The organism is Streptomyces sp. NPDC020490, assembly GCF_044335305.1.
In the GTDB taxonomy this organism is placed as follows: Bacteria; Actinomycetota; Actinomycetes; order Streptomycetales; family Streptomycetaceae; genus Streptomyces.
On record NZ_JBIRUY010000006.1, the window covers coordinates 80,511 to 92,715 of the forward strand.

The following is a 12,205-nucleotide window of genomic DNA, read 5'->3' on the forward strand; positions in this document are numbered from 1 at the left end:
CCCCCCCCCCCCCCCCCCCCCCCCCCCCCCCCGCCCCCCCCGCCCCGGCCGGCCCCCCCCCCCCCGCCGCCCGCCCCGCGCCGCCGCCCGCGGACCCCCACGACCCCCACGACCCCCACGACCTGCGCGACCCCCACGACCCCCACGACCTGCGCGACCCCCACGACCTGCGCGACCCGCGCGACCCGCGCGACCCGCGCGACCCGCGCGACCCGCGCGACCCGCGCGACCTGAGCGAACTGCGCCGCGTCCGGCGCTCGTTCGCGGTGCCGGCCGCGGTCACCGTCATCGGCGGGCATCTGCTGCTCGTCCTGCTGTCCGGCGTCGCGCCCGGGCTGATGGCCGTTCCGCTGCTGGGACACCTCACCTTCGGACTGACCCTGGCTCTGGCGCTGTTCGCCGCCCTGTTCCTCACCGCCTGGCGCTACGACCGGCACATGCGCACCCGGTTCGACCCGCTGGCCGACGAGGTGCGCGCGCAGCGGGACCGGACCGACGCGAGAAGAGGCGAGTGGTGACCGCCTACGCCGCCGGCGCCATGTCCCTCAGCCAACTGCGGCTGCCGCTGGTGCTGTTCCTGGTCTTCCTGGCCGTCACCATGTTCACGGCCATCATCACCAGTCCGCACCGCGACGAGCTCGGCGAGTTCTACCTCGGCAGCCGCAGACTGTCGCCGCTGCGGTACGGCATGGCGATGTGCGGCGACTACATCTCGGCCGCGACGCTGCTGGGCAGCACCGGCCTGGTCTGCCTGACCGGCTACGACGGCCTGCTGTACCTGGTGGGCACCGCCATCGGCTGGATCATGGTCCTGCTGCTGATCGCCGAACCGCTGCGCAACACCGGCCTGTTCACCCTCGGCGACACCGTCGCGCTGCGGATGCGGGACGCGCAGCGGCCGGTCCGGCTCGCCGTCGGGATCTGCGCCCTGGTCGTGTCGGTCCTCTACCTGGTGGCCCAGCTCGTGGCGAGCGTGGCCCTGCTGGCCCAGTTCACCGGCATGCCCGGGAGCGCGGCGCGCGCCCTGTGCGTGACCACCGTCGGCTGCCTGGTGGTCTTCTACGTCGCGGTCGGCGGGATGCCCGGCACCACGTTCATCCAGATCGCCAAGACGGTGCTGCTGGTGGTCGTGGTCGCGGTGGCCGTCGTGCTGGTGCTGACGCACTTCACGTGGAGCGGCGACGACCTGCTCGGCGCGGCCGCCGCGAACAGCGGTCACGGGGACGCCTATCTGCGGCCCGGTCTGCGGTTCGGCGCCAGCACCGTCAGCAAGCTGGACTTCTTCTCGCTCGCGCTGTCCATGGCGCTGGGAGTGGGCGGCCTGCCGCACATCGTCATGCGCCTGCTGTCCCCGGCCGGCACCCGCCAGCTGCGTACGGCGGTGCTGTGGACGGTCGGCCTGGTGGGCGCCGTCTGCCTGGCGGTCGGCATCCTGGGCCTGGGCACGGCCGCGATCGTCGGCACCGACAACGTCAGGGCCGGCGACTCCACCGGCAACTCCGCGGTGCTGCTGCTCGCGCAGTCGGTGGGCGGCACCCTGCTGATGGCGGCCTTCTCCTGCCTCGTCTTCGCCACGATCCTGTCGGTGGCCGCGGGCGTCACGCTGGCGGCGGCCTCCGCGCTGGCCCACGACGTGTACGCGCACGCCCTCCGCCAGGGCCGGGTGAACGACCGTCAGGAAGTCGCCGTGGCACGGGTGTCGGCGGGCGCGGTCGGCGTCCTGGGCATCCTCATCGCCCTGCTGGCCTGGGACTGGAACGCGGCCTCGCTCGCCTTCCTGGCCTTCGCCATCGCGGCGTCCTCCATGGTGCCGACCATCCTGTACACGCTGTTCTGGTCCCGCTTCACCGCGCGCGGCGCGCTGTTCGCCCTCTACGGCGGGCTCGGCTGCTCGCTCCTGCTGGTCGTCTTCAGCCCGCTGGTGTCCTCCACACCGGCGTCGCTGCTGCCCTCGGCGGACTTCGCCTGGTTCCCGCTGCAGAACCCGGGCATCGTCTCCGTCCCGGCCGGCTTCCTCCTCGGCTGGCTCGGCACGGTCACCAGCTCCCGGACGGCCGACCACGCGGGGTACCAGGAATTCGAGGAGCGCTGCCTGACCGGCGTGGAGTGAGGCGGCGCACGCGACCGGCGGGCTGCGCCCCGCAGGGCGACGCGGCCCCGGACACCGTCCCAGTGACGCGACGGTGTCCGGGGCCGCGTCCTGTCACCTCACCGCTCAGGCTCTCCGGCCGGTCCGCCGGCCGACGACCGCGCCAGCACCCGGGCCAGATGCTCCCCGAACACCTCCCCCGGCCGCGGCGTCAGCGTGCGCAGCGCCACCAGCGCGGTGATCACCACATCGCACAGCTCGCCCTGCACGTCGTCCCACGTGTGGGTGACGCCCTTGCGCGGGTTCTGGCCCGTCGCGCCGATCACCGCCTGGGCGACCTCGCCGACCTCCTCCGACAGCTTCAGCATCCGCAGGAGCAGGCCCTGCTCGCCGCCGTGCGCGCGGTGCGCGTCCAGCCAGGTCCACAACTCGTCGATGGAGGCCCACAGATCCGCGGGCCCGGACAACTGCCGATCAGTCATACCCGCAGCCTGCCACGCCCCCCGCTCCCACAACCGCGCACCGCCCGCAGCCTGCCACGCCCCCCGCTCCCACAACCGCGCACCGCCCGCGGCCCGCCGCGCCCGCGCCACGCTCCGCGCTGCCCGCGCCACGCTCCGCGCTGCCTGCGCCACGCTCCGCGCTGCCTGCGCCACGCTCCGCGCCGCCTACGGCCGCGCCGCGCGTGCGGCTCCGCCGGGCTTGCGGTGCGCGGTGCCTGCGGCCCGTCAGGCCTGCGGCCGTGTGGTGTCTGCGGCAGCTGGGCCGGTGCCGTGTGGTGTCTGCGGCCGGGCGGGCCGGTGCCGCGTGGTGTCTTCGGCTCCGCGAGGCCTGCGGCTTCGCCGGGTCTGCGGCTGCGCCGCCCCTGCCACCGTGCTGCCGCTGTGGGCGGCTCCGCCGTCCCGGTGGCTCCGCCGTCCCTACGGTTCCGCCGTCCCTACGGTTCCGCCGTCCCTACGGTTCCGGTGTTTCGAAGAGTGCCTCCTGCTCGCCCTGCTTCGCCTCGCGCAGCCGCTTCGCGCGTGCCCCCACCACCAGTGCCGTCACCGCCGCCGTCACGCCGAGCGCCGCCGGAACCATCCAGCCGCGGTCCACCGCGTGCCCGAGCGCGTGGTCGAGGGAGAGGCGGCCCGGGCCCGCGACCGCCAGACCGGCCGACGTCAGACCCAGCGCCGCCGGGTACTCGTAGCCGCCGCTCTGGTTGAAGAAGCCCTGGGGCGTGTTCACCGCCGCCGCCCCCGCCATGGCCCCGGCCGCCGCCGCGCCCGCCGCCGGGGTTGCCAGGCCCAGCGCCAGCAGGGTGCCGCCGCCCGCCTCGGCCAGGCCCGCCGCCGTCGCACTCGGCTTCCCCGGCGTGTAGCCCACCGACTCCTTGAACTGCCCGGTGCCCTCGATGCCGTGGCCGCCGAACCAGCCGAACAGCTTCTGCGTGCCGTGCGCGACCAGCACGCCCCCGGTCCCCAGCCGGAGCAGCAGCAGTCCCAGATCACGTCGGTCGTACGAGGTCACGGTCACTCCCGGAGCAGTGGGCGGCAGCGGTTCCCCCTCCGCGTATCCACCGTCCCACTTCCGACACCCGCCGACCCGCCCGTGCCGCCGTCCGGGCGAAGGGGCCGCTCACCGCCGGGCGACCGGCCGGGGCCGGCCGGACACGCGGACGATGCGCGGCCCCCGGGACCCGGGCGGCGGCCGTCAGCGGGCGACCTGGCCGCCGTAGCCCTGCTCGACGTAGCCCTGCTCGACGTAGCCCGGCTCGGCGTGCTGCGGCCCGGCGTGCCGCTGTGGCGCCGGCGGCCGCCCGGCGCCGCGTTCCGTCAGCGTCAGGCGGCCGGACTCGATGGTGGCCAGGCGCGGGGCGCGGCGGGCGATGGAGGAGTCGTGGGTGACCATGACGAACGTCAGCCCGTACTCGTGCCACAGCCCTTCCAGCAGGGCCATGATGTCGTCGCGGGTGCCCTCGTCGAGGTTGCCGGTGGGTTCGTCGGCGAGCAGCACCTTCGGCTTCTTGACCAGCGCGCGGGCGATGGCCACGCGCTGCTGCTGGCCGCCGGACATCTCCGAGGGCGCGTGGCCCAGGCGCTCGCCCAGGCCGACCGAGCGCAGCGCCTCGGCCGCCCGCTCCCGCCGTTCGGCCGGCTTCACGCCGAGCGGCACCAGGGCCGTCTCCACGTTCTCCTGCGCGGTCAGCGTCGGGATGAGGTTGAACGACTGGAAGATGATGCCGATCTTCTCCGCGCGCATCCGGGTCAGCTTGGCCTCGCCGATCGTGGCGAGGTCGACGCCGTCCAGTTCGACGCTGCCGGAGGAGGGCCGGTCCAGGCCGCCGATCATCTGCAGGAGGGTCGACTTGCCGCCGCCCGTGGGGCCCTGGATGACGAGCTGGTCGCCGTCGGCGATGGTGAGGTCGATGCCGCGCAGCGCCTCCACCATCTCCTTGCCCCGCGTGTAGCGCTTGGTCACGCCGGTGAGTCTGTACATCGGTTCTCCACAAGGTATGGGTGGGGCGCCGCGTCCCGGGGGGAGTGGAGGCGGCGCGCCGGATCAGGGGTGTCCGGACCAGGAGGGTTACGAGACGCTGCGCAGGGCGTCGGCCGGGCGCATGCGGGAGGCACGCCAGCCGCCCATGGCGCCGGCGATCAGGCCACCGGTGACCGCGAGGCCCACCGCGAGCGCGATGGTGGTGAGGGAGACCGGGGCGGACAGGGCGATCTCCATGGTGTTCTGCGACGCCTGCCCGCCGGGGCCGCCGCCCGGGGCGCCGCCCGGACCGCCGCCCATGCCGCCGGTGCTGCCGAGCTGCGCGGTCAGCTTCGGGCTGATCGCGGTGACCGTGTAGGCGGCCGCGAGACCCAGCGCGATGCCCAGGGCGCCGCCGATCAGGCCGTTGACCATGGACTCGCCGACGACCTGCCGGGTCACCCTGCGGCTGGGCCAGCCGAGCGCCTTCAGCGTGCCGAACTCGCGCACCCGGCGGGAGACCGCGGAGGACGTCAGCAGCGCGGCCACCAGGAACGCGGCGGCCAGCACCGCGACCGACAGCCACTTGCCCACGCTGGTGGCGAGGTCCGAGGCGGTGGACAGCGAACCGGAGACGGTGGACGCCAGGTCGGAGGAGGTGGTGACCGTCGTGCCGGAGATGTTCTTCTGGATCGTCTTCTTCACGGCGGCGATCTGCTGGGAGTCGGTCGCCTTGACGTAGATCGTGGTGACCTTGTTCTTCGCGTCGCCCAGGGTCTGTGCCTGCTTCAGCGGCAGGTAGACGTCGGTGGTTGACTCGCTGCTGTCGGGCGTCGCGATGCCGATGACCGTGTACTTGGTGCCGGAGATCTTGAAGGTCGAACCGACCTTGTACTTCTTGGACTTGGCGTACGACTTGCTGACCACGGCGACCTTCGCGTTCGTCTGCGACGCCGTGAACGTCCTGCCGGAGGTGATCTTCATGGCGGCCAGCGGGCCGAGTTCCTGATCGGTGACGTCGACGCCGGCCACCGAGTAGGAGTTGACGTCGAAGGAGGCGCCGCCGCCCTGCACCTGCGGCTGGCCGCTGCCGCTGCTCGTGCCCCCGCCGGGGCCGCCCTGCTGCCCGCCGCTGCCGCTCGTGGAGCTCTGCGCCTTGCCCTGGGTGAAGGAGCCGTCGACCTTGGTGACGTTCAGGCTCAGCGCGCCGACCGCGTTCGCCACGCCCTGCTGCGCCGCGACCTTCTCCACCAGCGAGGACTTCAGGGCCTGACCGCCCTGCGTCATCACCCGGTCCGAACTCTGCTTGGTCTTGCTGCTCTGTTTTGCGTCGAACTTGAAGTTCGGGCCCTGCGAGCTGCCCGCCTTCGGCGCCGACTGCGCCTTGGTGACGGTCATGTCGGTGCCGAGGCCGTAGAGCGACTTCAGGACCTTGTCCTGTGCCTGAGTCATGCCGGCCGACACCGAGTTGACGGTGATGACCAGCGCGATACCGAGCGCCAGACCCAGTGCGATGACCAGAGCCGCCTTCTTTCTGCGGCCCAGTTCGCGCTTGAGATAGATGCCAAACATCCCGTTCCTCGAAGGTTCTTGGCGCCCGCTGTGGGCGCGGCCACAAGCTAGGCGGGAACCTTTGCGCCGGACTGAGTAACGGATGTGTCAGGGCTGAGAAAGCGGGGTACCGGATCAGATTTCCGTAAGACAGGCGATTCTCGGCCTGTTGACGGCCTCCTGCCAGGAAACGCCTGTTGGGTGCGGTGTACGGTCCCCGGATGCACGCTTCCACACCGCTCACCCGGCGCGCCGCACTCGGCCTCACCGCGGCCGTGCTCCCGCTCGCCGCGGCGGCCCCCGCGCGCGCCGCGACCGTCGTCGGCGGCGCACGGCTCGCCCGCTCCGGCGTCCAGGGCACCGGCCTTCCGAAGAAGCTCACCGCCGCGGCCTGGCTGGTCGCCGACCACGGCAGCGGCAAGGTGCTCGCCTCGTACAACGCGCACCGGCGGCTGGCGCCCGCGTCCACGCTGAAGATGCTGTTCGCCGACACGGTGCTGGGGAAGTTCGAGCGGACCGAGCGGTACAAGGTGACCGACGCCGACCTGGCCGACGTCCCGGCGGGCTCCAGCCTCGTCGGCATCAAGCCCGGGATCACCTACACCGTCGAGCAGTTGTGGCAGGGCGTGTTCCTGCGCTCCGGCAACGACGCCGTGCACGTGCTCTCCCGGATGAACGGCGGACTCGCCCGGACGGTCGCCGAGATGCAGGCCAGGGCCGAGGAGTTGCGGGCCCTGGACACCCACGTGGTCAGCCCCGACGGCTACGACCACAAGGGACAGCTGTCCTCGGCCTACGACCTGACCCTCTTCGCCCACCACGGGCTGCGCAACGCCGACTTCAGGGAGTACTGCGCCACGAAGACCGCCGACTTCCCGGCGGGCGGCAAGAAGACGTTCCAGATACAGAACACCGACCGCCTGCTGTCCGGCGCGTGGGGCGTGAAGACGTACCCCGGCCTGATCGGCGTCAAGAACGGCTACACCAGCCACGCCGGCAACACCTTCACCGGCGCGGCCACCCGCGGCGGCCGGACCCTGCTGGTGACGGTGATGCATCCCAGGAGCGGCTACAACGCCGTCTACGAGGAGACGGCCGCGCTGCTCGACTGGGGCTTCCAGAAGGGGGATCAGGCGCAGCCGGTGGGCACCCTGGCCGAGCCGGCCGGTGCGGGCGGGGCGAAGGCGGCCCGCGGCCGCGCGACGGCCCGGGCGGCGGCCGGCGCTCCGGCCGCGACGTCCGGCGGCACCTCGTCGTGGCGGCTGCCGGCGGGCGCCGGCGCGACGGTCGCGCTCCTGGCGGGCGGGGCGTGGGCGCTGCGCCGACGCCGTTCCGCCGGCGCCGAGGGCGACAAGGGCGCCGGGGGTCACGAGGGCTGATACAGGTGTGCGGCAGCCGTTCCGGGCGCCGGTGCGTACTCCGCGGTCCCACGCGGAGTCCACCCCCACCCGGCACCGTGGAACGGCTGCCGCCTCCCCCCTCGGTATGGCTTACGGAACTTGGGTGCCCCAAGTGTGAAGTTCCGGTGGAGGAGAGTTGAGCATAGGGCCCGTACCGGCCGCAATGTGCCGGACTGACAAATTCCGCTTGTGCAGATTGCTCAACGGCCGCGCCCTTCGTCGCGGAGCCGGGGCACCAGGGCCCGCACCCGGCCCGAGCTGAGACCATGGTGCTGGGACCATGGGGGCGGAGCGCTCGGGAAGTACTCAGGGAGCACCCGGGGAGTACTCACGGAAGGCTCGTGGAGGGCTCGCCACGGGGAGGGCTCAGCAGGGGAGGGGCACATGCGCGAACAGGGGGCGTCGACACCCGGCGTCGATCGGAGGGCGTCGGCCTCCGGCGCCGACCAGGGCAGGCCGACCTGCGGCGTCGACCAGGGCTCGTCGACCTTCGGCGTCGACCAGGGCACGTCGACCTGCGGCGTCGACCAGGGCACGTCGGCGCCCGGCGTCGAACAGGCGGCCGGACCGCGCGCGGCGGCGGAGACCCGGGGCGCGCGCCGCGCCGGGCTGCTGGTCACCCTCGTCCTCGGCGGTCTCACCGCCACGCCCCCGCTGGCGATGGACATGTACCTCCCCTCGCTCCCGGAGGTCACCCGCACCCTGCACGCGCCGGCCGCGACCGTCCAGCTCACGCTCACCGCGTGCCTGGCCGGCATGGCGCTCGGGCAGCTGGTGGTCGGCCCGATGAGCGACCGGTGGGGCCGCCGGCGCCCGCTGCTGACGGGCCTCGCGGTCTACGTCGTCGCCACCGCCCTGTGCGCGTTCGCCCCCACCGTGGAGCTCCTGGTCGCCCTCCGGCTGGTCCAGGGCCTCGCGGGCGCGGCCGGCATAGTGATCGCCCGCGCCGTCGTCCGCGACCTCTACGACGGCATGTCCATGGCCCGCTTCTTCTCCACCCTCATGCTGATATCCGGGGTCGCCCCGGTCGTCGCGCCGCTGATCGGCGGACAGATCCTGAAGGTGACGGACTGGCGCGGCGTGTTCGCCGTGCTCACGGTGGTCGGCGTGCTGCTGGGCGGGGTGGTGTGGGCGAGGCTGCCCGAGACCCTGCCGCCCGCCGACCGGCACCGCGGGGGAGTGGGCGAGGCCCTGCGCGCGATGCGCCGCCTGCTCGCCGACCGGCCCTTCACCGGCTACCTGCTCACCGGCGGCTTCACCTTCGCCGCGCTGTTCGCCTACATCTCGGCCTCGCCCTATGTGATCCAGGAGATCTACGGCGCCTCGCCGCAGACCTTCAGCCTGCTGTTCGGCCTGAACTCGGTCGGGCTGGTCGCCGTCGGCCAGCTCAACGGCAAGGTGCTGGTCGGCCGGGTCAGCCTGGACCGGGTGCTCGCCGCCGGGCTGACCGTCGTGATCTGCGCCGCGACGGCCCTGCTGCTGATGTCGGCCGGGGTCTTCGGCGACGTCGGCCTCGCCCCCGTCGCCACCGCCCTGTTCGTGCTGATGTCGGCCATGGGCATCACGCTCCCCAACACCCAGACGCTCGCCCTGATGCGCACCCGGCACTCCGCCGGCTCCGCCTCCGCGCTGCTCGGCACGTCCTCCTTCCTCATCGGCGCGGTCGCCTCCCCGCTCGTCGGGATCGCCGGGGAGCACACGGCCGTGCCGATGGCCGTCGTCCAGCTGGCGGCCGCACTGGTGGCGTCGGCCTGCTTCGTGGGAATGTGCCGTCCCTGGAGCAGGCGTGCGGGCACGGCGGACGGGCATCCTCCCGCCCGGGCGCACAACGGAGTGGGGGAGGAGAGCTGAGCGCACCCAGACTGCGCGGGGACACACCGGAGCGGGCCGGGCTCGACCCGCGGGAACTGAACCGGCTCGTCCAGGAGGTCCGGGACCTCACCGCCGGCGAACGCCCGTGGGCCGCCGGCGTCGTCGTGGTCGCCGGACGCGGCCCGGTGATCGCCGTCGAGGAGGCGGCCGGCTGGGCGGTGCGGTATTCGTCCTACGACCCGCGGACCGACGCGGGCGTCGAACTGCCGCCGCGGGACCGCGTGCCGGTCACCGTCGACACCCCCTTCGACCTGGCGTCCGTCACCAAACTGTTCACGGCGGTCGCCGCCGTGCAGCAGATCGAGCGCGGCACCCTCGGCATGGACGCCCGGGTGGGCGACTACCTCCCCGACTTCCACGCCGCCGCCCGGCACGGCACCACCGTGCGGGAACTGCTCACCCACACCTCCGGGCTGCGGCCCGAACTCCCGTTGTACGACTGCGCCGACGACGCGGAACGGATGGCGATGCTGCGCGCCGAGCCGCCCGTCGGCGTGCCCGGCACGTACACCTACTCCGACCTCAACCTCCTGCTGCTGCAGTTCGTCCTGGAACGCATCACCGGCCGCCGGCTGGACGTCCTCGTCCGCGACGGGATCACCCGCCCGCTGGGCATGACGGCGACCCGGTTCGGCCCCTGCCCCGGCGCCGCGGCGACGGAGGACCAGCGCCGGCCGTGGGCCAAGGCGGACCGGGGGATGCTGCGGGGCGTGGTCCACGACGAGAACGCCTGGGCGCTGGGCGGGGTGGCGGGCCACGCGGGCCTGTTCTCCACCGGCCGGGACCTGGCCGTCTTCTGCCGCGCCCTGCTGGCCGGCGGCTCCTACGGCCCCGCCCGCATCCTCGGCCCCGACTTCGTGGAGCTCCTGCTGACCCCGCCCGGCCTCGGCTTCGCGGTGGACCAGCCGTGGTTCATGGGGGAGCTGGCGGGCCGCGGAGCGGCGGGCCACACGGGCTTCACGGGCACGTCCCTGGTGCTGGACCCGGCGACGGACACCTACCTCATCCTGCTGGCGAACACGGTCCACCCCCGCAGGCGGCCGCCCGACTCCCGGCCGCGGGCGGCGGCGGCCACCCGGCTGGCGCGGGCCGTCAAGGGGACGTGACGGCCGCCCGGAAGCTGGCTGCCCGGAATCCGGCCGGCCGGGGACCTGAGAGAATTTCCCGGTGAACGCCCCCGCAACCCCGGCCGAGACCCTCCGCTCCGCCCTCGCCGCCCTCCTCGACGGCCTCCCGCCCCGGCAGGCCACCCAGGCCGTGGAGCGGCTGATCGCCAGCTACCGGGGCGCCACCCCGACCGACGCCCCCATCCTGCGCGACCGCGCGGACGTCGTCGCGTACGCCGCCTACCGGATGCCGGCGACCTTCGAGGCGGTCCGCTCGGCGCTGGCGGCGTTCGCCGCGGCCGTGCCCGGCTGGGCCCCCGGCAGCCACGCGGACGTCGGCGGCGGCACCGGCGCGGCCACCTGGGCCGTCACCGCGACCTGGGAGGGCGCCCGCCCCGTCACCGTGCTGGACTGGGCCGAGCCGGCCCTCGCCCTCGGCCGGGAACTCGCCGCCGCCCACCCGGAGCTGCGCCGGGCGCAGTGGCGGCGCGCCCGCATCGGCACGGCGCTCACCCTCGACCCCGTCGACCTCGTCACCGTGTCCTACGTCCTCAACGAGCTGACCGGCCCCGACCGGGCCGCCCTGGTCGACGCCGCCGCGTCCGCCGCGCAGGCCGTCGTCATCGTCGAGGCCGGCACCCCCGACGGCCACGCCCGCGTGATCGAGGCCCGCGACCGCCTGGTCGCCGCCGGCTTCCAGGTCGCCGCGCCGTGCCCGCACAGCGCCGCCTGTCCCGTCGTGCCCGGCCAGGACTGGTGCCACTTCTCCGCGCGGGTCAGCCGCTCCTCCCTGCACCGCCAGGTCAAGGGCGGCTCCCTCGCCTACGAGGACGAGAAGTTCGCCTACGTCGCCGCCACCCGCTTCCCGGCCGAGCCCGCCTCCGCCCGGGTGGTCCGGCGCCCGCAGATCCGCAAGGGCCAGGTCCTGCTCGACCTCTGCGAGCCCGAAGGCCTGCTGCGCCGCACGACGATCACCAAACGCCACGGCGACCTGTACAGAACCGCCCGAGACACGGACTGGGGCGACCCCTGGCCCCCACACGCCTGACCGGCGGTGCGCCTGCCGACGGCGGTGCGCTGTTGGCCGCCGCGCGTCTGTCGGCGGCGGTGCGCCTGTCGGCGGCGGTGCGCTGTTGGCCGTCCCGAGTCTGTCGGCGGCCGTGCGTCTGTCGGCGGCCGTGCGCCAGCCGACGGCCGTGCGCCTGTTGGCCGCCGCGTCCCTGCCGACCGTCGGCGGTGAGGGCCGCCGTGCCTGGCGGCTGTCGTGCCTGGAGGTCGCGGTGTGGTCGGTGGTCGACGCGTGCCGCTCCGGTGCGCCGACCCTGCTGTCCACGCTCATCGACGCCGGCCCACCTCAACGTGCGCGGCGGGCGTGTCGGCGCCCCGTGCAGGCGCTGGACGACACGCTCGGCGGCGACTGGCCGGCGACCGTTCACGGACCCGACGGGCAGTCCGTCCCGCCCGGCATCCCGAAGGCCGCCACGGCCGTGCGGCGGGGAGGCCGGCGGCACCGGGCCGGCGAGCAGGGCGCCGACCGCGAGGCCGGTCGAGCCGAACATGCGCGGAGGCGAGGAGCGCGACGGTCGCGAGGCGGGGCGGCGCAGCCCCAGCCCGTCCGGCGCGGGCCCGGCCCGCCCAGCCCGTCCGGCGCGGGCCCGGCCCGCCCAGCCCGTCCGGCGCGGGCCCGGCCCGCCCAGCCCGTCCGGCGCGGGCCCGGCCCGCCCAGCCCG

General features: G+C 74.5%; 10 protein-coding genes and 1 pseudogene. 7 read left to right on the forward strand and 4 right to left on the reverse strand.

The genetic code is table 11. The annotated features are described in order from the left end of the window. Nucleotides 1-239 precede the first annotated feature (239 nt). Together ACH4ZX_RS09110 and ACH4ZX_RS09115 are read left to right on the forward strand one after the other, a co-directional pair. Nucleotides 240-518 (forward strand): DUF485 domain-containing protein, encoded by a 279-nt coding sequence (locus ACH4ZX_RS09110; protein ID WP_398270193.1) that lies wholly within the window; start codon nucleotides 240-242, stop codon nucleotides 516-518. Continuing rightward, on the forward strand, nucleotides 512-2,110 hold the full coding sequence (locus ACH4ZX_RS09115; RefSeq protein ID WP_398269835.1) for a cation acetate symporter: 1,599 nt from the start codon (nucleotides 512-514) through the stop codon (nucleotides 2,108-2,110). The genes ACH4ZX_RS09110 and ACH4ZX_RS09115 overlap by 7 nt, the downstream gene beginning before the upstream one ends. Nucleotides 2,111-2,208: 98 nt before the next feature. Here the strand turns inward: ACH4ZX_RS09115 and ACH4ZX_RS09120 are convergent, their stop codons facing one another. From ACH4ZX_RS09120 to ACH4ZX_RS09135, 4 genes are all read right to left on the reverse strand, one after another. Continuing rightward, nucleotides 2,209-2,571: a MazG-like family protein gene (locus ACH4ZX_RS09120; RefSeq protein ID WP_398269838.1), complete on the reverse strand. Its 363-nt coding sequence runs from the start codon at nucleotides 2,569-2,571 to the stop codon at nucleotides 2,209-2,211. A 472-nt stretch (nucleotides 2,572-3,043) separates the two neighbouring features. Continuing rightward, nucleotides 3,044-3,598 carry a DoxX family protein gene (locus ACH4ZX_RS09125; protein WP_398269841.1) on the reverse strand — a complete coding sequence of 185 codons (555 nt, stop codon included), beginning with the start codon at nucleotides 3,596-3,598 and terminating at the stop codon, nucleotides 3,044-3,046. 183 nt (nucleotides 3,599-3,781) lie between these two features. Beyond that, nucleotides 3,782-4,567 carry an ABC transporter ATP-binding protein gene (locus ACH4ZX_RS09130; RefSeq protein WP_398269843.1) on the reverse strand — a complete coding sequence of 262 codons (786 nt, stop codon included), beginning with the start codon at nucleotides 4,565-4,567 and terminating at the stop codon, nucleotides 3,782-3,784. 87 nt (nucleotides 4,568-4,654) lie between these two features. Beyond that, nucleotides 4,655-6,118, reverse strand: coding sequence for an ABC transporter permease (locus ACH4ZX_RS09135; protein ID WP_398269847.1), 1,464 nt, complete (start codon nucleotides 6,116-6,118; stop codon nucleotides 4,655-4,657). A 200-nt stretch (nucleotides 6,119-6,318) separates the two neighbouring features. On the opposite strand from ACH4ZX_RS09135, the gene ACH4ZX_RS09140 reads away from it, so the two are divergent. The 5 genes and pseudogenes from ACH4ZX_RS09140 to ACH4ZX_RS09160 all read left to right on the forward strand — a co-directional run. Next, nucleotides 6,319-7,476 (forward strand): D-alanyl-D-alanine carboxypeptidase family protein, encoded by a 1,158-nt coding sequence (locus ACH4ZX_RS09140; RefSeq protein ID WP_398269850.1) that lies wholly within the window; start codon nucleotides 6,319-6,321, stop codon nucleotides 7,474-7,476. A gap of 405 nt (nucleotides 7,477-7,881) precedes the next feature. Beyond that, complete coding sequence (locus tag ACH4ZX_RS09145; protein ID WP_398269853.1) at nucleotides 7,882-9,348, forward strand: multidrug effflux MFS transporter; 1,467 nt, start codon at nucleotides 7,882-7,884, stop codon at nucleotides 9,346-9,348. Then, nucleotides 9,273-10,475 (forward strand): serine hydrolase domain-containing protein, encoded by a 1,203-nt coding sequence (locus tag ACH4ZX_RS09150; protein ID WP_398270196.1) that lies wholly within the window; start codon nucleotides 9,273-9,275, stop codon nucleotides 10,473-10,475. Before ACH4ZX_RS09145 ends, ACH4ZX_RS09150 begins: the two co-directional genes overlap by 76 nt. 61 nt (nucleotides 10,476-10,536) lie before the next feature. Then, a complete protein-coding gene (locus ACH4ZX_RS09155) occupies nucleotides 10,537-11,523 on the forward strand; it encodes a small ribosomal subunit Rsm22 family protein (RefSeq protein ID WP_398269856.1) in 987 nt (328 codons plus the stop codon). An 85-nt stretch (nucleotides 11,524-11,608) separates the two neighbouring features. Then, nucleotides 11,609-12,205, forward strand: a pseudogene (locus ACH4ZX_RS09160) (hypothetical protein); the annotation flags it as partial.